This is a genomic window from Nocardia sp. NRRL WC-3656 (assembly GCF_000720265.1).
Classification (GTDB): domain Bacteria; phylum Actinomycetota; class Actinomycetes; order Mycobacteriales; family Mycobacteriaceae; genus Nocardia; species Nocardia nova.
The window spans coordinates 1-25,151 of sequence record NZ_JOJF01000009.1 but is presented as its reverse complement, the minus strand read 5'-3'; the positions used below and the strand labels follow the sequence as shown (position 1 = coordinate 25,151).

Annotated in this window: 13 protein-coding genes; 6 read left to right on the top strand and 7 right to left on the bottom strand. The window is 63.1% G+C overall.

Features of this window, described 5'->3' with window-relative positions; translation table 11 throughout:
* Positions 1 to 248 precede the first annotated feature (248 nt).
* The 7 genes from IG65_RS0113590 to IG65_RS38465 all read right to left on the bottom strand — a co-directional run bounded on the left by IG65_RS0113590 (position 249) and on the right by IG65_RS38465 (position 12,773).
* Positions 249 to 1,538: a hypothetical protein gene (locus IG65_RS0113590; protein ID WP_156055581.1), complete on the bottom strand. Its 1,290-nt coding sequence runs from the start codon at positions 1,536 to 1,538 to the stop codon at positions 249 to 251.
* 100 nt (positions 1,539 to 1,638) lie between these two features.
* Positions 1,639 to 7,650 carry a DUF4011 domain-containing protein gene (locus IG65_RS0113585; protein WP_030515267.1) on the bottom strand — a complete coding sequence of 2,004 codons (6,012 nt, stop codon included), beginning with the start codon at positions 7,648 to 7,650 and terminating at the stop codon, positions 1,639 to 1,641.
* Positions 7,651 to 7,835: 185 nt separating this feature from the next.
* Positions 7,836 to 8,234, bottom strand: coding sequence for a hypothetical protein (locus IG65_RS39080; RefSeq protein ID WP_036524405.1), 399 nt, complete (start codon positions 8,232 to 8,234; stop codon positions 7,836 to 7,838).
* Positions 8,219 to 10,528: an ATP-binding protein gene (locus IG65_RS0113575; protein WP_231509202.1), complete on the bottom strand. Its 2,310-nt coding sequence runs from the start codon at positions 10,526 to 10,528 to the stop codon at positions 8,219 to 8,221. Before IG65_RS0113575 ends, IG65_RS39080 begins: the two co-directional genes overlap by 16 nt.
* 313 nt (positions 10,529 to 10,841) lie before the next feature.
* Positions 10,842 to 11,417 carry a DUF4352 domain-containing protein gene (locus tag IG65_RS0113570; RefSeq protein WP_036524403.1) on the bottom strand — a complete coding sequence of 192 codons (576 nt, stop codon included), beginning with the start codon at positions 11,415 to 11,417 and terminating at the stop codon, positions 10,842 to 10,844.
* A 134-nt stretch (positions 11,418 to 11,551) separates the two neighbouring features.
* Complete coding sequence (locus IG65_RS38470) at positions 11,552 to 11,989, bottom strand: DUF4189 domain-containing protein (RefSeq protein ID WP_030515263.1); 438 nt, start codon at positions 11,987 to 11,989, stop codon at positions 11,552 to 11,554.
* Positions 11,990 to 12,110: 121 nt separating this feature from the next.
* Positions 12,111 to 12,773 carry a hypothetical protein gene (locus IG65_RS38465; RefSeq protein WP_197039833.1) on the bottom strand — a complete coding sequence of 221 codons (663 nt, stop codon included), beginning with the start codon at positions 12,771 to 12,773 and terminating at the stop codon, positions 12,111 to 12,113.
* 410 nt (positions 12,774 to 13,183) lie between these two features.
* Between IG65_RS38465 and IG65_RS0113555 the strand changes: the two genes are divergently transcribed.
* The 6 genes from IG65_RS0113555 (at position 13,184) to IG65_RS0113535 (ending at position 23,896) form a co-directional block, all read left to right on the top strand.
* Positions 13,184 to 15,211 carry an N-6 DNA methylase gene (locus tag IG65_RS0113555; RefSeq protein WP_051755939.1) on the top strand — a complete coding sequence of 676 codons (2,028 nt, stop codon included), beginning with the start codon at positions 13,184 to 13,186 and terminating at the stop codon, positions 15,209 to 15,211.
* Positions 15,208 to 17,202 carry a class I SAM-dependent DNA methyltransferase gene (locus IG65_RS0113550; RefSeq protein ID WP_030515260.1) on the top strand — a complete coding sequence of 665 codons (1,995 nt, stop codon included), beginning with the start codon at positions 15,208 to 15,210 and terminating at the stop codon, positions 17,200 to 17,202. The genes IG65_RS0113555 and IG65_RS0113550 overlap by 4 nt, the downstream gene beginning before the upstream one ends.
* Before the next feature lie 269 nt (positions 17,203 to 17,471).
* Entirely contained in the window at positions 17,472 to 18,470 is a 999-nt protein-coding gene (locus IG65_RS36825) for a restriction endonuclease subunit S (protein WP_197039832.1), read from the top strand.
* A 4-nt stretch (positions 18,471 to 18,474) separates the two neighbouring features.
* Complete coding sequence (locus IG65_RS0113545) at positions 18,475 to 21,642, top strand: type I restriction endonuclease subunit R (protein WP_030515259.1); 3,168 nt, start codon at positions 18,475 to 18,477, stop codon at positions 21,640 to 21,642.
* 28 nt (positions 21,643 to 21,670) lie between these two features.
* Positions 21,671 to 23,233 carry a serine/threonine-protein kinase gene (locus IG65_RS0113540; RefSeq protein WP_030515258.1) on the top strand — a complete coding sequence of 521 codons (1,563 nt, stop codon included), beginning with the start codon at positions 21,671 to 21,673 and terminating at the stop codon, positions 23,231 to 23,233.
* A 228-nt stretch (positions 23,234 to 23,461) separates the two neighbouring features.
* The gene (locus IG65_RS0113535; protein WP_030515257.1) at positions 23,462 to 23,896 is read left to right on the top strand and encodes a hypothetical protein; all 435 of its coding nucleotides are present in this window, start codon (positions 23,462 to 23,464) and stop codon (positions 23,894 to 23,896) included.
* Positions 23,897 to 25,151 lie beyond the last annotated feature (1,255 nt).

Genomic DNA, 25,151 nt, shown 5'->3' with positions numbered 1-25,151 from the left:
GAAAGTGCGGCCGTGGACAGCGCCAACGAGCCGGAAAGTGATGTGGGTGCTGCCCCACGCGGACATCAACTCTGGCGCATATCGTCGGCGGGTGCGAGGTTGTTTCACAATGGTTGTGTTGTGGAACCTGTTGCGGCGAGCAGAGTTTGACCGTCCAGTATGTTTCCGTTTGCATCGGTCACGCTCGGCATAACTGTCTGCTGTCGAAGGTGGATGGAGGGAGGCGCGCGAGCGCTCCACCCCTTCGACTACTCGTCGGTGGCCAACGGGAGATTCTTTGGCGTACGCGGAACCTCGGCAGGCGGCGTGGCTGCAACTGGTTCGGGAATGTCCGAGTCGTCCTTGGGTTCGACCCATCGCGCAACCGCAGTCGCGCCTGCGGACAGTTGTCGTCGGCCCGAATTGGCAGCAGCGACCGTGCGATCACGAGCCAGTGACCAAGCTTCGCGGATAGTGGCGTTGTCAGCGCCTCCCCAGCTGCCGATCTGAAGTGCGCGGGCTTCGATGAAGGAATCGACCGTGTGGCTCAGCGCATCTCGGTTCTTCGTCAGCTTGCGCCCTGCGAGTTGCCGATGTACCTCCGTTACGCGCAGCACCGTATGGCGGTCGAGTACATCGCGCAATCGGCTTGCCAGGTCATGGTCAGCCTCGAGGTGTTCGCTGAGGGTCGCACGGGCGCTGGCCGCTGTTTGTTCGAGATACTCGGGCTCGGCGGACCGAACACGCTCCAGCCGCAGGCGTTGCCAGAGGTACAGCGAATGCTGGGCGACGAGTAGTAGTTTCAGCGTTTCCTTCAGCCGTCCTTGGTGAACGGCCGATTCGAGCTGGTCGGCACGTTTGTCCGCCGAGTCGTCCGGGTTGAGCTGATCGGTGAGCAGCAAGGCATGCCGGCGCAGTCGCTCGACTCCGACCTCCAGGTCAGCACCGAGTGCGGCGATACTCGACCAATCGGTATCGGTGAGCGCGACGCCCGAACCAAGCTCCTGAATGCGGCGTTGCAGGATGCGTCGGTGTCCGTATACGTCGCCGAGTCGTTGTGCGGAAGCCAGTCGGAGTACGTCATCGACCTTGTCCTCGATGTCGTCGAGACGTGCGATGATCCTTTCGGCGAACTGCTCGAGCGCCATCTGCACAGTCAATGCGGCGATGGCCGCCTGCCCGACTCCGGGTACCGCGGCTACTGGAGCAATCCTCGTGTTCGACAAGATCTTTCCCGACTCGGCTGAACGCACTGTCCGGTGGAAGGTGACCACCGTTCCGGGGCGCGGTCGTCCGGACTTCTCCCAAACGTCGGCCCCCGGGAGGTAGCGGGCCACAGGTTTGCCGGTGGCGAGAAGGGCGGTGGTGACTGAACTGAGCGTCGTGCCGATCTGCACCGCGGGCAGTTCGGCTACCTCGACGCGATTGTGTTGGTCCCACTCGTCGGCGAAATCCGTGAGTGCGTCATCGGTACCGATGATCAGTGCGCCGAACTCATCGGCGATCACTGCAATCTCAGAGGGATCCTGATCATCGGAACCTGTTGCGGTATCGGGCATTTGCGTCTGCGACCTTCTTGACTCGGGTCTCTCATGGAATATATCGGGTCCCACCGACACATGGGCGCCGAAATGCTCTACGGTTTCGTGCGAGGGGGTGTCAGGCCCCGGGTCGTATGTGCGAACCGATCCGGATGAGCCGTCCGTCCGCCAATCCGGCGGCGATGCATGATTCCAATCGCTCCCGGCTGGCGCCGGCGAGGCGACGCTGGTTGAAGATGGCCATGGTCGCGCGCATCAAAGGCTCCGACTCCAGTCCCGCACTGGAGCAGGCCGCCTTCATGGCATTGACGATCTCCTCCGGTGCGATTTCGTTCAGAGAGCGCGTCATGTCATCCGGGGTGGTGCGGTAGCCGGCCCACGTGGCCCTGTCGATCTGATGCGGCCACACGAACGTGCCGAGCGGGCCGGAGTGAACGAGCTCGGTGGGGACACAGTCGATGACAAACGCCTTGCGCGCGGCGGACACCCGGTCGTAGCCGAACCGATTCGCGACGACGCGCGCGAGCCGATCCAAAGCGATGGGTCCCTCGGTCTCCACGGTTTCTCGTACGGCATCGGTGATGATGCGCCGCACCGACGCCGAGTTGGTTCGGTCGAGATCCGTCCGATCGCCGAGCGTTGTCGTCGGTGCGGAGAGATAAGTGGTGCCGCGGCCGTTCCAGTCGCGCGCGGCCGGCTTGTCCACAACACTCGCCGCCGAGCCGAGGCTGCTCGCGATCGGTGCGCTTGCGACGAACTCCGGCTCATCCAGCTGCACCGAGTTGTAGGCCGACTCGACCGTCGAATTGTGTTCTGTCTCAACGGCTACCACATCAAGCTGCTCGGATTCGTCCGCGCTTTCGGCCGCCGCCTCCGCTTCCATCTTCGCGATGAGGGCCGCCCGCTCTTCCGCCGCTGCGGCGAGTTCGGCTTCGAACGCCTCATGTTTCGAGCGCGATGTTTCGATCGCGGCGTCGATGCGGTCGAGTACGGCGCGGCGGTTGTCGATCCAGTCCGGCAACCACACCCGCAGCGACGAACCCCAGTGCATCATAGTTTCGAGTAGCCGCGGTGTCAGATCCCGGTCTGCGGCCGTCGGCCGTTCCGCCCACCGTGGGCCGTCGAGCATGATTGCCACTTGCCAATGCTCGCAACCGGGTTCGCGTACGACGAGGTCGAGGACGAAGTCGGAGAGCCCGTAGTTCGTCTCCACCTCGTAGCCACGCTCGCGCAGTCCGGCGCAGATGTCTCTTTGGATGGGGTCGAGCCCGAGGCCGTCGCGGGGGTGTTCACCCGTGCTCGGTCCGTGCGACGCCATTTCGAGGTAGCCGCGCAGGTGTGCCATACCAACGGATTTCGTCCGGGACAGGTCGATGTGCGACGGGTCGAACGAGGTGAACACGATGACCTTGCGACGTGCCCGGGTGATCGCGACATTGAAGCGTTTTTCGCCGCCCGACCGGCTGAGCGGGCCGAAGTTCAGCGGTAGCTGTGTCTCGCCCGGTCTCGTCGAAAAGGCGGTGGTGAACAAGATGACGTCGCGCTCGTCACCCTGAACGTTCTCCAGGTTCTTGACGAATATGCCTTCTTCGGCATCCGGCCGCAGGTTCTCGCGAACGAGCGGATCGTCGCACTCATCGAGGAGGTCCTCTACGAGAGTGCGTTGTTGGGCGTTGAACGTCACGACGCCGATGCTCTGGTGAGCCAGATGTGGTGTCGCCAAACGGGTTCGAATCTCCTCGACTACGGCTTCTGCTTCCACACGATTCGTGCGGTGCTCACGGCCACGATCCTCACGGTTGAACTGCCCGGCGACGCGTCGCCATTCGACGCCCGCAGTGCTGTCTCCGCCGGGGGAGGGCAGGCTGGCGAGCCGCCCCTCGTAGTACTTCTGGTTGGAGAAGCTGATGAGTGTCTCGTCCTGGCTGCGGTAGTGCCACGACAACCACAGACGCGGAACGCCCGACTCGACACATTCGGTGAGAATGCTGTCCAGATCCTCCGGGGCGAGTTCGCCCTCCTCGTGCGCGTCGTCGTCATCGGACGCGGTGACCTGACCGAACGAGGTCGGCGGCATCTGCTGCGAGTCGCCGACGATGACTGCCGACCGGCCGCGACCCAGGGCGCCGATCGCTTGCGCCACGGTCACCTGCGACGCTTCATCGAATACGACGATGTCGAACGTCGCGGAACCGGGCGCTATGAACTTCGCGAGCGAGGCCGGACTGACGAAAACACATGGGGTGGCCGCCAGAATGTAATCGGCGTATCTATTCATCAATTGTCGGAAGCTGAGGCCGCCACGCCGTCTGTCCAGCGAACGTCGCAATTCCCCGACCTCGCCGGTGAGCGAACCGGCTTGGAAGGGCCGCCGCTTGAGCAGCGTTGCGGCAAGGGCCTTGACCTGTTCATCTCGCAACGACTCGGCAGCGCGCACGAAGTCGTCGATTTCGCCGTCTCGAAGGTCGGAAAGGAAGTTGTTCAAGCCGCTCGATCGGCGGCGTTCGTCCAGCGATGTAGCAGCGGTTCCACGAATAAAGGCCGCCGTTGCGTCGGCCGCCGGAATGCGAGCGGTCAGAAGTGCTTCCACGAACTCGTCGAGTCCTGCTCGGCGCAGGGGCGCGAGATAGCTGGACATCCTGGACCAGTCGAGCAAGTGCCGGGCATTGAAAAGCTCGGCGTCTTCGATGAGTTCGCCACTCGTGCGCTTCCACGCGGTGAGCCAGTGTTCGCTGTTGCGCCAGCGGGTCACATCGTCGTCGGTGGTGCCGAGGCACCCACGCAACTGGGTCCACGCGTCGCTCACTTCCTCGAGCAACCCGATCTCTCGATCGGCCGGGAAACCCGTAGTTTCGAGCAGGCGCCACTCGGCGGGGGAAGAATCGATGAATTGGAGCGTTGCGGCGATGTAGCCGAAGATCGGCCGCAGTTCTTCCGCGCTGCCGGGGGCCAGGGGATTCCAGCGCGCCGGCATGAAGGGTCCGAGCAGTTCCCGGGCGAGCGTCTGCGTTCGCGAAACGTGCTCGCGGGCACCCGGGATCGCCCGCAGCAGGGGCAGGACGCTCTGCGGTGCGAGATCGGCGCCCGACTGAGCGAACGGAGCCATATTGCGCTGAAACTGCTCGGCCTTCTTCTTCCGGCCGAACATCCCCTTGTCGCACTCTTCCGCCTCGGTGACCATGGGGGCGATATCACCGGTCTCGACGAACATCGGCGTGAACGTCGCCAGCAGCGGAGCGCAGTTTCGCTGTAGCTGTTCGATTTCCGCCAACAGCGCCTTCAGCGAGCCGGCGAATTGCGGACCGCGCATCCAAGCAAGCATGGACGCGTCCGGAGCCGGTCGACCGAGCTGGCGCTTTGCCGGTTCGATCAAAGAGACGAGCTGCTCGGGGCCGTCGATGGCCGCCAGCAGGGACCGCACGCGATCGCTCGCTTCCGCCGCATCGACCGCGTTGGCAAACCGACGCACCATAGATGCGATCTGCTCCGCGCCCACTGAGTTCGGAATGTCGCCTGCCAGAGCCCATGGCACACCGGGAGCGATATCCAGAGGACGGGCCGCCCGCGAAAAGAGGTCGAGGGCAGCCTTGATCGCCGACCAGTTCTCGGAAGGACGAGCGACATAGGAAATCGGAATGGGTGCTACCGGACCGTCGCCGGTCTCGAGGATCTCCTCGAAGGCGCTCCAGAGCGAATAGTCGATACCGTTGCGCTGATGCAGTTTTCTCGGATAGTCGGAAAGTGGTGCGAGCCTCGCCTGAAAGTCCGCTAGCCGGGCGTCCCACGTGCGCTCGTTGTAGCGGATCGAATTGTCGATCGCCGCCTTGAGCTGATCGCGAATCATGTTGGGACTCTGACTTTTCCCGTGCAAGTCGAGAGTGAAATTCTGCAGACCGACTCGTTCGAGGCGCCGTTTCACCACGTCGAGCGCTGCCTGCTTTTCTGCGACGAAGAGAACGGTCTTGCCTTGCCCCAAGGCGTGGGCGATCAAATTCGTGATGGTCTGGGACTTACCTGTTCCGGGCGGGCCTTCGAGGACGAATGTGCGGCCGGCCGCGGCGAGCGCGATCGCTTTGAGCTGTGAGCCGTCGGCCGGAATCGGCACGGGCACAGTACTTTCGTCGACCTCGAGGTGCTCCAGACCGGCATCACCGTCCGAGTTCGGGTCATGGAACGACTCGCCGGGATGATGCGTCAGATGCCGCACGATAGGACTCTGCTCGAGGATTTCCCAGCTGTCGCTGAGGTCCTTCCACATGCCGAACGTACCGAATTGGCAGATGGCGAGCGTTGCGACCTCATCCACCCGCAGATCGATGTTGTTCTCGACCAGAGCGCTCCGGATCCCGCGAAGGGCGTGGACGATATCGATTCCGCTGTCGTCCAATTTCGGTGCTTCGAGTGCCTCGATCGAAACGTTGTGCTTCAGGCGCAGCCACTCGACCAGGCAGTAGTTCGGATTCGCGACTTCGGTTGTGTTGGTGCTGATTTGGAACTGTTTACGTCCCGTACCGCCAGTGATTTTCACCGGAAGGAGAAACAGCGGAGCCCGCGCCTCGGCGCCCGTACTCGTGTGGTGGACGAGCGCGCCGAGCGTCAGGTAGAGGTTCGAACTGCCGGTTTCTTCGAACAGCGTCCGTGCGGTCCGGGCGAGCTCTTTGAACCTGCGCGTGTAGGCGGTGTTCGGAACGGCGGCGTACAGCTGGTGGTCTTCGGAGAGATAGGCCCGCAGTACATCCGGGTCGATCTCGGCGGCACGACGCGCACCTTGGAGTTGATGAATGGACGCGAGGTCGTCGTGCGGCGCCAGTGTGAGAGGAGTACCCGAATGAATGATGTCGTCGAGGATCGGCAGGCCGTTGTGGGGGACATGCAAGTCGATTACCTGAGATGACGCCTTCAGGTTCAGCAACCTGTTGCGGGTGCTCAGATCGAGGAGCGATCGCTTCCACTTTCGGACGCGTGCCGGAGCGGAGTCGGTCGTGTCCAAGATTTCGTCGTTCTGATTCTGAGCCCGAAGCTCATCGGGCAAGTCCAGAACGATTCCGCCGATTTTCGTCGGCTCGGGGGAAGCCGCGGCGGCGACGTCATCGGTGCTGGGCAGGGGGCGTACACCGCTTCTCCTGGCAGCAGCGATGTCGACAACTCCAGCCAGTGCCTCGGGGTTGCTGAAGTGTTGTCGTGCCGTCGCTATGGCGCTGGTAAAGCTGCCTTTCGACGACTCCTCGTAGAACACCGCCTCGACCGGCACGGCGATACCCGACTCGACGAGATTGACGAGAGCGTTCTGCTCGGTCAACGACGGATGAGCCAAGTTCACTTCTTCACGCAGAAAGCCGGCGAAGGCGTGACCGGTCACCAACCACACGAGCGGGCGCAGACCCGATGCCTCGAGGCACGCCGCATAGGTCACGGAGAGATCGATGCATGTGCCGAACCGCTCGTCGAGAACTCCTGCGGTGGTGCGGATCTTCTGTCCGGTCGCCTCGAACGAAGCAGGAGGGTTGATGTAGCGGATTCGCCGTGCGCGCAGGACCTCGTAGATCGCGGCGGCAATGAGCGCGGCTCGCTCCGGGCCTGCTTGGTAGCCGCTGATCGAGGAATCTCCGGTGTTGGTACGCAGGAGCTCCGCGGCGTCATCGAGAACCGACTGAACGGATTTGGTATTCGGTTGGACGAACGCCGCCAGCGAGTCGTAGAAGATCGGCGCGTTGAACCACTCGTTGTGTGCGAGAACCCGGATCGGCGTCGTGAGATGGACGTCGGGTCCCCACATTCGCGTCACGGTGATACTCAGTGTCGCTGGGTGACTTTCGTTCAGCTCCCGGAGGTAGGACGTCTGCGGCGCGAAGGTGCCGAAATCGTCCCAGAACACGTCCGCGCCGTCGGACAGGTCACCGTCGTAGGTCCGCTGCCATGCCGGGGTCAGTTCAGCACCGTCGCCGTGCAGGCGGACGGTCACGGTCATGTCGACCACCGACGAGCCCGAATCGTTCGTGACACGAAGTCCGGAGATCAGCGGCACGCCGTTGTGGACGAGCGCCAGGTTGATCGCGGGTTGGGTCAGAACCTGAACGGTCAGCCCGGACTCCACTGCGGTGGTGTCCTCCCACAGCGCGGTTTGCGCCACCTTTACCTCCTCTATGCCCCGGAACTCTTCGTCGGCTCGGCCGCGCCCGGATGCGCCCCGGCGATCACCCCAACTGACATCGGCGGACGACCTGAAAATGTGACAGACGCAATCGCTACCCGCGTGTCCCGATATCTCACGCCTGCTGCTGACGCGCCAAACTAGAACACGTTGTAGCGCAACGGTTACCGGCTCGTGCCGGTGTGTGCGCGCACTGCCGCGTCGATCGCTGCCACTACACGCTCGGAACTTTCTTGCCACCGCCGCAACTGCTGCACGGTCGGGTTCAGTTCGTAGTCGTGATGATGAGTGACGACCGACAGCTCCGCCCACAGGACACGCGCCTCGCCGGCAGCCTGCGCACCGATGTACTTGGGAAGAACCAGCAGCTGGGCACGCCGGGTTACCGAGACCATCCGTGGCGATACCGATTTCCACAGTTCTTCGATGGCGTGCTCGACGGCAATGCGCAGCATCCATGCTGATGCCCTCGGCCAGAGGCCGTCCAGGTCGGCCGTAGCGTCGGTGATGAGCATGTCGGCAGTGCCGAGCCTGGAGCGGACGAGGGTCAGTTGCTGAGCCATGCCGTGATCCTCTCCGCGCGATTGATGAGGTCTTCGAGGTCGCCGCGGGTGCTGCCGTGCGCGCCGCGATTACACGCCTCGATCACCGACGATGCCCACGGGGCGAGTTCCCGGTCCAGGCATGCGAGGGCCGCGGCTTCTTTCGTCCGATCCAGAAACAGGGCGAGTGCGAGCTTCTGTTTGGTTCGTTCGGCCGCCGCGAGCTGCTCGTCGATGGCGATCTGGCTGAGGCCATTCTCACCCAGTATCTTTCGGACTTTTGCGGTGCTGGCGGACTCGATCGCTTGTCGGCAGCACAACGCGATCAGCTCATTGGCTTCGTCCTTGGGCAACCGGGGCGTCGACTGCAATGCGCGAGCATCGGCGAGGTTGCGGCGGATCGGGTCGACCGACACCCGAACTTCCACGACCGACCGCTCCCGACGCTGTACATCGAGAATGGTGGCCGGAATGTGTAGGCGGCGTACGGCTTCGGACAACCGCAGGTCGTGTGTGAAAACGACTACCTGCCGGGATCGCGCCACCTCGTCCAGCACTCGGGCCAACCCGTCGACCTTGGCGGGATCCATGGACTGAACCGGGTCGTCGATCACGAGGAACCGGAACGGACTCTGCGCCGCCGTGGCACGCGGCAGGAACAGCGACAACCCCAGCGAGTGCAATTCGCCCTGGCTCATCACTCCCAGCGCGGCACCGGCCACCCCGTCGACCGTCACATCCAGGCTCACCCGGCGCTGCTGCGCACTGCCCGTCAACACGACTCCACCGAGCTCGACATTGCTCTGCTGGCGCAGCGTGGTCCAAATATGTTGCGAGAGCTCGGCGAGTGGACGCATGCGCTCGGTGCGCAGACCGGCGGCGGCATTCTTGAGCCACGCCTCGGCGGCCTTCACGGTCTTCAGTTCATCGGCGGCGGTTGCGGTCGAAGTAGCCCGCTCGACCCAGGCGGCGATCCGCACCGCCAATGGCGCCCAGACCGTGTCCAGGCGGGACAGCTCGGCGCGCGCTCGCCCCTGCAGGTCCGACAGCGCAACGGTGAGTCGTTGGTAGTGGTCACGCATCAGTGTCGGCAGCTGTGCGGCATCTGCGGTTCGCAAATCCGCCCATGCCCGCCACTCTCGCAGCGTGTCACCGGCATCGATCGGGCAACTCGACAGTGCTTGCGGGACAGGTTGAATCAGGCTGCGTGCCTCGGACACCGCCGCGTTGTGCGCGCGCCTGGCCGCCGCGAGGTCGGCGGTGCGCCGTCGGATGTCGGCGATCTTCTGACCCGTCTGCTCCCTCCACTGCGCGTCGAGTTGCCCTTCCCCGCATACCGGGCAGAGGCAATCGTCGGCGGCGTAGGTGGCGGCGAGGTCCAAGATCTCCAGAATCGCGGTGTCCGCGTCGGCTTCTGCTGTCGCCGCACTGGCCAATTGTGCTAGGGCGGCGTCGAGACGGCCGGTGGCTTCCGCCAGCAGAGTTGAGTCGGGGAGCCCGAGCGCGGCAATGCCGCTGAGGGCCGTCGCGGGGCCGGAAGCATCCTCTTCGGCACCGAGCACCGCCTGAGAGATGGCAGACAGGTTGTTGATGCGCCGGTCGAGCAGCTCGAAGACCGCGCGCGCACGGTCGTCGTCGACGGCCGACAATTCCGTCAGCAAAGCCTCTTTGCCTTGTTTGACTTCCTTGGTGGCCTTGTCGATATCGAGTCGTCGCCGCTGTAGGTTCTGCAGCGCGACGCTGAGATCGTCGAGACCGAGCAGGCGGTGCAGCGCGTCGTACATCGCGGTCGGCGTGCCGTCGATCAGTGAGCCCAGCTCGCTGTAGGACAAGAATGGACGGAACAATTCCAGCGGCCGGGCAAGGTCGTCGCGGTCCAACGGCATCGGCTCACCCGTTTTGCGGCGGGTGGTCCAGCTGCCGTCGTCGAGTCCCGCCCCGGCGCTCCAGGTACCGGTGATGGTGAGGGGGTTCTCTGCGGACTCGGTCTGCAGTTCGACTTCGATGGCTGGTTCCTCGCCGTCGTGCAGATTCCGCCAGCCATCACGCCAGATTCGGCCGCGGTCGGACCATCGCTTGTTGTCGCCGGTGATCGCGAACTCCGCAGCCTCGGCGAAACTGGATTTGCCGCAACCATTTCGGCCGACGACGAGCGTCAGGCCGGGCGCGGGCTGGAGGTCCAGCGTTGTCGTCGGTCCGATACCTCGGAAGCCGTTCACCGTGATCGATCGCAGGAACATCCCGGCCAGCACCCCGCCGGATCCGGGGCCGGCGGGGGCGGTGTCGGGGAAGGCAGCCAGTATGGTTGCGGCCACTTCCGGAGAGACCGACCCATCGGCGGAAATCTCGTCGCACACCAGGTCGCGCAGGCGGTCGGCATCCCCGTCGGACACTCCGTCGGTGGACAGCGTGTTCTGCATAGAAGATCCCCCAATCAATGCGAATGCTTATGTCGCACAGGCGAGGAAAGGCACGCTCGCCGAACTGTGCGAGAAGTGAAAGTTTATCGAGAAGTGGGTGGCCGAGGGACGGGTTCGAGCGTCGGCGTCCTCGTGGCAACCCTCGGCCGGATGCGGCCACGGCTCGATGCTGTCGGGCATGGTCGCGTCCGGGACGCGAAAGTGCCGCCTACTTCACCGCGACGCGAGCGCCGCCGGAAAACGCGGAGTCGTGGAACTCGATCGCTGCGGCCTGAGTGCCCTTCGGCACATCGAATGCGATCGTCACGGAGATCTTGTTGCCCGGATTGATCTCGGTCGACAGATCCTTGTTCAGATTGATCTCGGCGCCGGTGTCGTTGCTGTAGAGCCGGCCTTGGTCGTCGACGAGTTTCTGGTTGTCGCCGAAGTATGTTTGGGGACGGTCCCCGGTGTTGGTGACATCGACGTGGACCAGGACGTACTCGCCCTGAGCCTGTTTGCGCAGGTACGGGTTATCCCCGACCTCCGAAACCGGAGGGGCGAGGCTGGTGACCACGAAGGCGAACTTGCCGTCGCGCACCTCCGAACCCAGCGGTGCCGCCGTGGTTCGCTCGGCCTCTTGTTTGGAGGCTTCGTGTGCGACGCCCCCGATGAGTGCGGCGCATCCGCCGAACAGCAGCAGTATGCAGGCGGCGAATCCGCCGAGAATCCAGGGCCAGACGCGCCTCTTCTTCTGTGGCGGCGCGTAGTAGGGCGGGTGTTGAGGTGGGACCGGAGCGGTCATGGGGTTCCGTTCTGCCGCCGAGAAGTCTCAGCGGCGTGTCGTGTTCGATCGTGACCGAACGATTGCGGGGTTGTCGCGCAATGGGTTTCATGTCGCGCCCACAAGGCAATAGGGGATGGGCGTTGTGCCCGCGATCAGTACTGGCAGTCCGACCACCACACGGTGACCCCCAGCCCCGGGTTCTTCATGATCGCGTCGAAATCCGCCTCACTGAGGCTGTTCCCGACCGACCACGAGTACGTGCTGCCGACCGCGTCCCCGTCGGAATACCGGGTGCCGGTGGCGACCGCACCGCATCGACCGCTCGGATACACCAGAACCAACCGGCAGTCGTGTGCCGGCGCGCTGGAGCCGGCCGGCGGGGGCACCCGGTGGTCGCAGTCGGCTAGCGCGGTGTTCTTCGCCTCCTCCACGTCGGTGTAGTTGCGGGAGGCGTTGAGCAAGCCGTTGCTGGTGGAGACGGCGACCGCGGTCCAGCGGACATCGTCCGCGTGGGCGGGGCCGGCGACCAGCGCGGTGCCGCCGACGGCGGCGCAGGTGAGGAGGAGACCAGTGGCAAACGAGAGTTTCATCGTGATGACTTTCTTTGTGATCGAGAGGTTTTCGTCGACAGCTGGCTCGGCATGAGGAGCGGATCGTCGACAGGTTCGTTCCGCGGCGTCCGGCGCCGTGGAAGCGGACGGGCTCGAGGGACTACCAGCAGTACCGGTACTCGCCGCTGCCGTGGCACTCCTGCTGGTAGTCCCACTGGTCCGGCACATCCGAGTTCGGGATCGCCGCACCGGCAGCACCTCCGACAGCCATGCCGCCGAGGACGCCGACGAGCAGGCCGACTGGCAACGTGATCGGAATGAGCATCCCCATGGTGGCGATGCCGACGACGATGCCGAGCAGCGCGCCACCGATTCCGCCGAGCGCGGCCCCGATTCCCATCCCCGCTTCGATGCTGCGTTGACGCGGAGAGGTCTTGCGCCAGTGGCCGATCGGGCTCGCGGCCACATCGGCGGCCAGCTTGGTGCCGTCGCTCTCGACGCGGGGGTGAAGATCGACAACGTGGTCGCCGAGCTGCAGTTGCAGGGGCAGGCTCGCAACCTGTGTGCCGTCCGTGGCGATCACATTGATGGCGTCCTCCGTGACGTCGAACCGGCCACCACTCAGTTCGGCGGTGAGCGTCCTACCGTCGGCGCCGCGGTCGACGTTGTACGCCACGCCACGGTCCTCCCCGTGCACACTGCCGGGCAGGACCGGTGCCGACGCATTCGGTTGGGGCACCGGCTCGGCATCGGCTGTGCCGCACGTTATTCCGACAGCCGCCACGGTCAGGGCGGCGGTTGCGGCGAACTTCTTGATCCTCATCATGTTTTCCTTCGTTCGGCTCGTCGAGGCGGGTCGGTTTCTCGATCGGGTCGCCGAGGGACCCGGTGGTTACGCCGACAGCGGCGTCTTTCGTTGCGACAACGACATTCGGATCTTCCGAGGCAACCGCCGCAGTTCTTCTCCGGTGCATCGCGTGAAGGGCCGCGTGCCCTTGGCGCTGCGCCGGCTGCGGCCGTGGCAATGGCAGTGCGAGTCGTGGTGGTCCTGGTGCTTGCTCATCTGCGGCTCCGAAGTGCGCGGCCGGAAGTTGGACTTCTGCTCCCGGGTTCGGTCCGCGAGCGGATGTACACAAGCTAGGCGGCGTTGAAAACATTGTCAATCATCGATCTGGTGATTGACTTTGAGTTACACGTAAGCGAAGCTGGCCCATGTACACGGAAGGGAGAGGTATGCCGAAGCCCGCATCGCCTGTCACGGCCTCCGAGATCTCCCGGCTGGCCGGCGTGACCCGAGCGACCGTAAGCAACTGGCGCCGTAGGTACGCCGACTTCCCCGGCCCGATCGGCGGGACCGAGTCGCGGCCCGTCTTCGACTTGCATCAGGTGCAGAAATGGTTGAACGACCATGGTGTGGAGGCGCCGCAATCGCCGACAATCGAACTGCGAACCTATCTGCGCTCCCAGGCCGAGCCGAGCGATGTCGCGCACCTGATGGAATCGCTCAGCTGGACCGGCGCGGGCTGGGCGCCCCGCTCGTCGGCATCCGTGTCCGCACCTGTGCTGAAGATGTTGCAGCGCGCTGCCGACGCCGAAGGCAGCCGGACCGCTCTGGATGTGTTGGCCGAGCGTGGATTGGAGGACGCACCCGCAACGGGCGTTTACCAGACCCCGGCACCGCTCGCGGCGCTCATGGCCGAACTGGCCGGAGACGCTGCCTCGCAACGGCTTCGAAGTGTGCTGGATCCCGCGTGCGGTAGCGGTTCACTGCTGCTGGCGGCGGCCCAGGCCGGCGCGACGGAACTGTACGGCCAGGATGTGGTGCCCGTGCAGGTGCAGCGCACCCGTCTCGCCTTGGAGTCGGTGACAGGGCTGGAGCCGACGGTGTATGCCGGTGACACCATGTCCGACGACGCTTTTCCGGGCCTCGAGGTCGACGCGGTGCTGTGCAATCCGCCGTACTCCGATCGTGAATGGGGTGCGGACGAACTCGCTCTCGATCCACGCTGGCAATACGGCGTTCCGCCACGCGGCGAATCCGAGCTCGCGTGGGTCCAGCATGCGCTTGCGCACGTGAAGCCCGGCGGAACGGCGGTTCTGTTGCTCCCGCCCGCGGTGGCCTCTCGCGCTTCGGGCCGCCGGATTCGGGCTGAGCTGTTGCGCTCCGGCGCGCTCCGGGCTGTGATCGGTTTCGCGCCCGGCGCCGCTCAGCCGCGGCATGTCGGCCTGCAGCTGTGGGTGCTTCGGCGGCCGGAAACCGTTGATTCCGTTACCGATACGATGCTGTTTATCGACGCCTCGGCGGTCGATGACGGCTCGGGTGGCGGCCTCGACTGGGAGGTACTCGGTCGCACTATTCTCGATTCGTGGCGGTCGTTCGACAGCGGATCCGCCGAAGCCGCCACCGTGCCCGGTGTGGCAGCAGCGGTTCGGGTCATGGAAGTGCTCGACGAGAGTGTCGATCTGACCCCGGCCCGCTATGTTCGGTCGTCGTTCGACCCGGCACTGCTGTCGACCGAAGTCGAGGACGCCGTTCGCGAATTGAGCAGGGATGTGGCCGCACTCGCGGGCCTGGTGAGCGATCTCGGCACGTGGCGGCAGGCGGGTGGAAAGCCTTGGCGCACAGCTACCGTGGCCGATCTGTCCGGCGGCGGTGCACTACAGTGGTTCCGGGCTTCCCCGCCACGACCGAAACAGGCTGCCCCGGGGGATGATCCCCGGCCGATCCTCACCGCAACCGACGTCGTGACAGGCCACCCGCCGTCGGGCAGCTTCGCCACATCCGAACCCACCGAGGTGGTGGTCGTCGCCGCCGGTGACGTGCTGATCCCCGCGGTCCGCAGCGACTCGAGCGGGGCCCGCAGCGCACGCGTCGCCGGTGCCGAGGACGACGGAGCGGTGCTCGGCCCGCACGTGTATCTGCTGCGGCCCGATACGCAGCGACTGAATTCGTGGTTCGTCGCGGGATTCGTCAACAGTGCGGAGAACGCGTCCACCACTCGCACATCGACGATCCGCTTCGATCCTTCGCGGTTGCGGATACCGTTGCTGCCGTTGCGTGAGCAGCAGCGTTACGGTGCGGCCTTCCAGCGACTGTACGAGCTGCGGGCATCGGCTCGCCGCGTCGGCGATGCGAGCGAACACGCGATCGGACTGCTGGCATCCGGTCTCACCGCCGGGGCGCTCGAGCCGGCAAGTAACACAACGCAGTCCGAAGACGTTGAGACAACGAAGCAAAAGATTCCAGGAGGCAATAAGTGAACACCAGCAAGCACACCGAGCTTGCCAATCACGCCTGGTCGGTCGCCGACCTACTGCGCGGCGACTACAAGCAGTCCGATTACGGCAAGGTGATTCTGCCGTTCACCGTGCTGCGCCGGCTGGAGTGCGTGCTGGAACCGACCCGCGACAAGGTGCGCGAAACCGTCGAGCGGTTCGAAGGCCAGGACATCAACGTCGACAGCTTCCTGCGCCGCGCCTCGGGCAACAGCTTCTACAACGTGACCGACCTGCGGCTGAAGACGGTGCTCGGCGACCCCTCGCACCTGGCGAAGAACCTGCAGGCCTACGTCGGCGGCTTCTCGGAGAACGCGCGCGAGGTACTGGACCGCTACGAGTTCAACCAGCAGATCAAACGTCTCGACACGGCCAACCTGCTCTACAAGGTGACCGGCAAGTTCGCCGACCTCGACCTGCGCCCCGAGGTGGTCTCCAACCACAACATGGGTTACGTCTTCGAGGAACTGATCCGGCGTTTCGCCGAGCAGTCGAACGAGACCGCGGGTGAGCACTTCACGCCCCGCGAGGTGATCGAGCTGATGGTGAACCTCCTCGTCGCCCCCGACGCCGACCTGCTCAGCGTCCCCGGCGTAGTGCGCACGGTCCTGGACCCCGCCTGCGGCACGGGCGGCATGCTCAGTTCCGCCGAGGAACACATCAAGCAAATGAACCCGCAGGCCAAGGTGGAGGTCTACGGCCAGGAACTCAACCCCGAGTCCTGGGCCATCTGCCGCTCCGACCTGATGATCAAGGGCCAGAACCCCGACCACATCGTCTTCGGCAACTCCTTCAGCGACGACGGCCACAAGAACGTGAAGGCCGACTATCTGCTCGCCAACCCGCCGTTCGGTGTGGAGTGGAAGAAGGTCAAGGAAGACGTCGAGTGGGAATACAAGAACCTCGGCGACGCAGGACGTTTCGGGGCTGGGTTGCCGCGGATCAACGACGGGTCGCTGCTGTTCCTGCAGCACATGCTTTCCAAGATGAAGCCGGCTGAGGTGGGCGGCACCGGTGGCAGCCGAGTTGCCATCGTCTTCAATGGTTCCCCGTTGTTCACCGGCGCGGCCGAGTCCGGCGAATCCAACATCCGCCGTTGGATAATCGAGAACGACTGGCTGGAAGCCGTTGTGGCGCTGCCGGATCAGCTGTTCTACAACACGGGCATCTCCACCTACTTCTGGATCCTCACCAACCGCAAGTCTCCCGAACATCGTGGCCGGGTGGTGCTGCTGGATGCCCGCGACTACTGGGAGAAGATGCGCAAGTCGCTGGGGGACAAGCGCAAATACCTCACGCCCGCGCAGATTGAGGAGATCACTCGGCTGTACGGCAACGCAGTGGAGGTCGCCGGCGATCCGGAGCATCCGCTGCACGGCAAGGTGAAGGTCTTCCGCAACTCCGAATTCGGATATCGGCGAATCACTGTCGAACGGCCACTGCGCTTGCGGTTCGAGCTGACCGCCGAGGCTCTGGACCAGCTCGTCGAGGCAGCTCCCGTTCGCAAGCAGTACAGCGACCCGGGGGTTTTCCGAAAGCTGTTGGCCCCCTTGGTTGGCTCCTCCTGGGACAAGAAGACCGACGCCATTACGGCGCTCAAGGACGCGGTCGCTGGTGCTGGTGAGCCGTGGCCTACTGGTGCGCCCTTCGCGAAAACTCTCCGCGACGCTCTCGGCGTTCGTGATCCCGAAGGTGAAATCCAGCTTGTTAAGGGTGCTCCTGAGCCCGACGCTGATCTCCGTGACTTCGAAAACGTGCCTTTGGAGGAGGACGTCGACGGCTACTTTGCCCGCGAAGTCCTGCCACATGTTTCGGATGCGTGGATCGACCACACCAAAACCAAGGTCGGGTATGAAATTCCATTTACCCGGCATTTCTACGTTTACACACCGCCACGTCCTCTGCAGGAGATTGATGCGGAGTTGAAGTCGTTGGAGGCGCAGATTCAAGCGCTGCTCGGGGAGGTCACGAAGTGAGTTTGTCGGGGGCCGTTGCCGCGGTTGGTAATCCGCAGAATTGGGAAGTCGCCCCGTTGCGATCTGTGCTGCGCCAAATCAAGTTGATAGGGCGACCCGAGTTATCACTTCTGGGAGTAAACCTACACTTGGGCGTAACTCGTCGATCTGAATCTGACGGTCGTCCGGCGCCCAGTGAAGATCTGAATGGGTACAAAGTAGTTTCGCCGGGTGATATCATCATGAATCGGCTCGGGAAGCCGCACGGCTCCGTCGGTATGTCACCATGGATGGGAATTACCAGCCCCGCCTATTGGGTGATGCACATCGATCAGATTCGGGCAGAACCGCGATTTCTTCATCACCTTCTTCGGTCGAAACATATGGTCGCCGAGTATGAGCGACTTGGAAAGAATCAACCACCAAATCAGTTCGATATATCGTGGGATGCGTTCCGATCGATCGAAATTCCGCTGCCTCCTCTGGATGAGCAGCGCCGCATCGCCGACTTCCTCGACGCCGAAACCTCCCGCATCGACGCGCTGATTGAATTTCGGCGGCGTCAGGCTGCGCTCTTCTCCGAGAGGTGGGTTTCAACACTGTCGCACAGGCTTCTCGAATGTGCGCAGGAATTCGGTGGTATACGTCTACGCCACTGGTTAACGAAAATCGAGCAGGGGTGGTCCCCTCAATGTGAAGATCGTGCTGTCGAAGCTGACGAGTGGGGCGTGATCAAAGCTGGTTGCGTCAACTCGGGCATGTTTGATCCGATGCAGCACAAGGCTCTTCCGCGCAGTATAGATCCTCGTAAGGAATATTTGCTTCGCAAAGGCGACCTGCTGATGTCGCGTGCTAGTGGCTCGCCGGAACTAATCGGAAGTGTAGGGATCGTAGGTGAACTATCCGCGAAATTACTTTTATGCGACAAAGTGTATCGCCTAAATTTGGACTTGAGACTGGCGGAACCTACGTTTGTGGCACACGCGCTGCGCGCCCACCAAGTTCGCGAGCATATTAAGCTCGGAATTTCGGGCGCGGAGGGAATGGCGAACAACCTGCCGACCAGCGTGGTGAAGGATTGTATTGTGCCGGATGTTCCTATCGCTTCCCAGCGCTCGCTGGCGGTTGAATTCGATGCGTACCGTCTTCAGATTGACGGCGTTAAGGCTGCTCTGGCTCGTTCGGTTACGCTGCTTGCTGAACGTCGCCAAGCCCTTGTTACGGCTGCCGTGACTGGCCAATTTAATGTCACCACCGCCTCCGGGCGAAATCTCACACAGGGGGTATAGATCGGTGAGCCCGGTCCACGACGAGCACACCTTCGGTGGCGAAATCGTCGCCGCGATGGTGGAAAACGGTTGGCGACAAGGCAACCCGCACGAGTATCGGCCCGAGCTCGGGCTCGATATGGGGGAGCTGCTGGCGTTCATCGAGTCCACTCAGCATGACGAGTGGGAGGACTTGCTCGGTGCCTACGGTGGCGACTCCGACGAGGCGCAGCGTGGGTTCGCTCGGGCCGTGGATCGGGAAATCGGCTCGAACGGTCTTGTCGAGGTGTTGCGTTCGGGTGTTCGAGACCGCGGGGTTCGCATCCGAGTGGCGTACTTCAAACCGAATCTGGTGACATCCGAAGACGCGCTTGCCGAGTACAAGGCTAACCGGCTCACGGTCGTTCGCGAGTTGCCCTACGCGACAAAGCAGGCGGATGCCGGGCACCGGCTCGATCTTGCGTTGCTGCTCAACGGAATTCCGATCGCCACCGCCGAACTGAAGAACCCCCTCACCGGACAGAACGTCGAGCACGCGAAGAACCAGTACCGCACCGAGCGCGACGCCACCGAGCTGATCTTCACTCGTCGCGTAATCGCGAACTTCGCTGTCGACCCCGATCTGGTATTCGTCACCACACAGCTCAGGGGCGCGAAAACTCGCTTCCTGCCGTTCAATACGGGGTCGGAGGGGGCGGGAAAGCCCGGCGGTGCTGGCAACCCGACGCCAATAGAGCCCGGGAAGTATCCGACCTCATACCTGTGGGAGCAGGTCTGGCACCCGGACAACTGGCTGGACATGCTGGAACGGTTCGTACACATCCACGAGTCCAAAGGTCCGGGCGGGCGCGGCGCCAAGACCATCATCTTTCCTCGCTTCCACCAGTGGGATGCGGTGAAGAAGCTCACCGCACACGCGGCAACCCATGGTGCCGGTCACGACTACCTGGTCATGCACTCGGCGGGTTCGGGGAAGTCGAACACTATCGGCTGGCTCGCGCACCGCTTGAGCGACCTGCATACGCCCACGGACCCGTCCAAGCTGGACCCCGATGCCCGCGCGGCCGGATTGAGACCTGGTACACCGGTTTTCGACAAGACCATCATCATCACCGACCGCCGCAATCTCGACAGCCAGCTGAGCGAGACGGTCGGCGGCTTCGAGCGCGTCGACGGCCTGGTGGTGAAGATCGACGACAAGCAGGGCGCGAAGTCGGAGAAGTTGGCGAAAGCTCTCTCGCAGGAAGAGGGCAAGATCATCACCGTCACCCTGCACACCTTCCCGGCGTTGCTGGATTACCTGCGCCGCTCTCCGACCGAACTGCTTGGCGGACGGTTCGCCATCATCGTCGACGAAGCGCATTCTTCGCAGTCTGGTGACGCGGCCAAAGCGGTGCGGTCGGCGCTTCGCGATCTGGGTCTGGACCCCGAGGACGAGGACGCAGGCGCTGCCGAGCTCACCTTGGATGAGCGTCTGAAACAAAAGGCGGCGGAGCGCGGCAAAGCGCGGAATATCTCGTACTTCGCGTTCACTGCTACGCCGAAGTCCAAGACGCTGGAGAACTTCGGCACGCTGGTCGGCCAGAAGTACGAGCCGTTCCACACCTACTCCATGCGGCAGGCTATCGACGAGGGATTCATCCTCGACCCGCTGCGCAACTACGTCACATACAAGACGTTCTACCGGCTGGTCAACGACAATCCGTCGGATTACGAAGTGCCGGAACGGAAAGCGAATGCGCTGCTGGCACGGTTTGCGATCATGCACCCGCATACCGTCGATCAGCATGCGCAGGTGATTGTCGAGCATTTCGTCGCCCATACGCGGCCACGGCTCGGTGGTCGCGCCAAGTCGATGGTGGTGACGGCTTCCCGGCACAGCGCTGTCGCGATGTCGCGGGCGATCAAGCGGTACATCGCAGAGTGCGAGTACGACAAGCTCTACCCGGATATCGGCGTGCTCGTGGCATTTTCGGGGGCACTCGACTACGAGGGTGAGGAAACGACCGAGCCGAAGGAGAACGACGGCCTCCCGGAATCTCAACTGCCCAAAGCATTCGGTTACACCCGTGCCGACGACGTGGCGACTCGCGCCGGCGGAAAAGGGCAGAAGGAATATCGGATCCTCGTTGTCGCAGAGAAGTACCAGACCGGCTTCGACCAGCCGCTGCTGACCACGATGTACGTCAACAAGACTCTGGCCGGTATCGCGGCGGTACAGACGCTCTCGCGGCTCAACCGAACCCACGAGCGCAAGAGCCAGCAAGACCTTGTCGTCCTCGACTTCGTGAACGACGCCGAGAAGATCCGCGAGGCCTTCCGGCCGTACTACGAAGAAGCCCATACGCTGCCGACCGACCCGAACCTCCTGTATCTCGCGCAGGATCGGGTGATGTCCGCACAACTTCTGTCCACCAAAGAGATGCGGGAGTTCGCCAATGCGTACTTGCTGGCGGAAGACCAAGCCGCCGGCTCACAGGCGAAGTGGCAGAAGTTACACGCCGAGCTGTACCGGCTGCTCGCTCCCGCGGTCGAACGCTTCACCGAACTACTGGACAGCGATGAGGAAGACGACGTCGAGAAGGCCGAGAACTTCCGCGCCGACCTCAACGACTACGTCCGCAAATACGGCTTCCTCGCCCAGATCGTGCCCTACCAGGACAGCGACCTCGAGCTGCTGCACCTGTACGGCCGCCATCTGCTGAACCGGCTTCCGCGCCGGTCGGACGGCGGAGTGGATATTGGGGATGTGGACCTCTCGCACATGCGGTTGGTCAAGACCGGCGAGCACGACATCGGCCTGAATCCCGAAGGGCCTTCGGAACTTCGGGGTTTCGGGGACGGTTCGGCAGCCGCCCAAGAACCGGAGAAGTCGCCGCTGTCGGAACTCATCGACGAGTTCAACAAGCGCCACGGCACCAGCTTCACCGAAGAGGACGCGGCGAAACCCTTCAACGAAGCCGCTGCCGAACCGCATGTGCAGTTGGCAGCGGTGGCCAATCATTCGGAAGAGGAGTTCGGCCGGGTCTTCGATCCAGTCTTCGAGGAAAAGATGATGGACCACTACGAAACCATCTCCAACCTCGGCAAACGGTACTTCAGCAAATCCGACCCGGCGTTCAAGGAAACGCTGAATCGCCAGGCGCGCAGCGCAGCATGGCGCATGATCAGAAGACAACAGGGCGTTGCCTGACAGCAGAACACGGGGATAGGGAACGGCGATGCGGGTGGAACGGATCGACGGCCGCTACGAGCTGACCGAGCAAATCAGCTCCGGCGGAATGGGTTCGGTGTGGCGGGGGTACGACGTTGTCCTCGACCGTGAGGTCGCGATCAAACTGATCCGCGTCGACCAGGTAGTGACCAAAGCCCAAGCAGAGGAGTTCAGCCAGCGATTCCAACGCGAAGCCCGCGTCACCGCCCGCATCCGCCACCACGGCGTGCCGCAGGTGTACGACGCCGTCCTGGACGCTTCCTACGAGAACGTCTATCTCGTCATGGAACTCATCGACGGCACCCCGCTGCGCAACTACATCGACCCGTCGACTCCGCTCCCGCTTGCCTGGGTGGCGGCCGTCGCGGCGCAGATCGCCACGGTCTTGTCCCATGCACATGCCCTGCCCGTCGTACACCGGGATCTGAAACCGGACAACATTCTGGTGACCCGCGACGGGGCGGTAAAGGTCATCGACTTCGGCATCGCGGCCATGCTCGACCCGGACGCGAAGCGACTGACCTCGACCGGGCAGATCATCGGGACATTGCGGTACATGTCGCCGGAAAGCGTTCACGGCCTACGAGTCACCCCACGCAGCGACCTCTACGCCCTCGGCTGCATCATGCACGAGATGGCCTGTGGTTCACCGATTTTCCCCAGCGAATCACAAGTCGAACTCATGCACCTGCACGCCCACGTCGAGCCGACGCCGCTTCGCGAGCTGAGACCCGACGTGCCGGCCGAATTCGAACGACTGGTGCTCGACCTGGTACGCAAGGACCCGGCTGCCCGCCCGTCCGACGCCTACGCCGTGTACGAGCTGCTCCTCCCATTCCTGCCCGGCCCGGACTCGGCCGTACCACCAACCGAGCTCTACCTCTCCGGCTTCCCCGACCCGACCAGGGTGTTCCGTCGCCCCAACGCACCCCTGGAAACCGACCAGATCGAGCCGACCCGCTCCTTGCGACCGGAGATGCCGCCGACGGCACCGCTGTCGGCCATGCACCTGCAGACCGCCATCGAAAACGCCGAGCGCCGCTACTACGAGCTGTGGGAAGAGCAACGCTTCGCGCAAGCCGCGGATGCACTCAGTTCGGTGATCGCCAGCGCGGGGGAGGTACACGGGCCCGACAACGCCAAGGTCCTGAACCTTCGCAGTTTGGTCGCCATCGCCATCGAACTCAGTGGCGACCATCGCAGCGCGCGCCGCGAGTTCGACTCCCTCGCAGCGGCATACCGCCGAATCGAAGGCAAGTTCAGCGAAAGTGCGTGGGATTGCCGAGCCTCTGCGGCTCGGTGCCGAATGGCGTTGGGGGACATCGAGGAAGGGCTGGCCGACATGGAGCACCTTGTCGCTGAGGCCGTCGAGTTGACCAGTGACGGGTCGGAAGCGTCGCTGCGACTACGCGCCCAATATGGGGAACTTCTGGCCGGCGCAGGGGACTTCGCCGGAGCGCGCGACGTGTTGCGGCCGTTGTACGACGATATTTGCCTGATCAAAGGTCCAGAGGATGAGCTGGCCGTTGAAGTCGCCGCGAGCCTGAAGGATATAGTTGGCGACCCTTGATAGGAAGAAGACCTAACAGATACTTCAGTTCTTTGCGAAAGCGTGAGCATAAGCGGCTCGGGCACCTGTCGTTCAGTTTGGTTCGTGTATGTCGCAGCGAGGAGTGGGATTCGGGGCGCAGGCGTCGCAGCCCTTGTGTCGCATATGTCGAGATGCTTCAAAATCGTAACAACTGCAGATGTGATCAGAATTTATCAACGTAGATTTTTCTCAGGTCAGGGAAATGTTGTGAAGAAGTATAAGAAGGTACTCGCCCGCATCGCCGAAGACGGGCGCTTCACTAAGAATGATGTACAGGGCTTGCTCGACGAGCTAACCTCTCTGATTTCTGTTCTCGAGGGACATCGATTCGATCTCTCCAACTTCGGAGATGCTGATCTCCCCGATATAGACAGTTTGTCTTCGTGGAAACGATTCGATGAGTTGACCGAGGCCTTTGCTGCTATCGAGAACGCTCAGGAGGATGTCGTGGATATTCTTGCCGCAATCGACGAACTCGATAGTCAGCTCGACACACTTCGTGACAATGCCGAGCAATGGATGGACCCTGATCTTGAGCGGGAGGAACGCGGCTACGCGCGGGACGACTTGGTTAGTGCAGCCGCTGACCTACTGGAGACTTTCGATATACTCGACGAATCCGGCCTACTGGACATAGCATGAAACATGCTGCACGAGGGAACTCGCAGTTAACGCGAGTTGAAGCCATCAAGTCGAGTCATCTGCGCGAAAGCGGAAATATAATCAGCTCAGCTTTTGGAGCTACTTGAATGTCTCGCGTATCGCAGCAAGGAGTGTGACGTGGGGCGGAAGAGATCGCAACCCGTGTGTCCCGGTTGCGGAAAGGCTGCAATCATTGACGACGCAGGCAATATCGCGTTCCACACACGGACCGATGGGTCGTACTATTGCAGTGTGAAACCTGTTGGTATGCCGAAGGTTCAACGTCGGTCACGACCGGTCGCGAAGAACGAACAAGATGTTAGTCGCGGCGCCTCAGGGACTGTTTCTCGAGCCTTTCCCGATCCTGGGAGTGCTGCTCTGCGACATGCAGTCGAGGTGACGACTGAGGTCTCAAAAACTACTAGCACCAAGGTGAGTTCTTCGGCAGCGCAAGAGGTCACACCCGGAAGGCTAGTGTCGATTTGCACGCGCTGCGGGGACATGACCAAGGCTGGGCGAACTCTTTGTTCTGCCTGTCGTCGAAGGATTCGCGCTGCGGGAAAGGCTCTGCGAGGGCTGTCAGACTCGCAGCCGCCTTCCAAGAAACCGAGACCGCCCCGAGGACGTGTCGACCCTAACCGGTCCTGGGTACTCGAGCGGGCGCGGGACGCACTGATGGCTGGATTCGGGGTGCGTCGAAACAGTGGTGGTATCAAGCAACTCCGGTCGATGGTGCCTTCGCTGCTGGCGGATTTCGAGGCCAGCCTAGTCGATGCGCAGCGCGCGAACCTGAAAACTGATCTGGCCGCCAGGGGGTTCGTGGGTAAGAACGCGTTGAACGAGTTTGGGCAGAGTGTGGTGACCGACATCCGCCGTCAACGCGAAGGCAGCTTCAGAGGTATATCGAGAGGGGGGCTTCCAGGAACGCGGCGATAGAGCTGAAAGTGAACCGCTCTCGGTTCGGTGCGGGTCCATTGCCCTCCGGTCTGTGAGGCATAGCGCGGGCCACCGCACCCGCTCGCGAGGTCGTGATGCGGGGGGAGGGGATTGGGAGTCGACGGCGAACGTGAGGGCCACTGTCGTGAGTCCATCCTGTTGGTGATAGTGGAACTGTCACGTTGTGGAGGGCGACGTATAGTCGTGTCGGTATTCCGGCAGGTTGAGTCCAGCAGGATGGTGTACGACCGGACGCCAGCAAATGTCTGAGCGTGTCGTAGCCGGATAGAGGGTGGTCACCGCGTGATCCTTCAAAAGA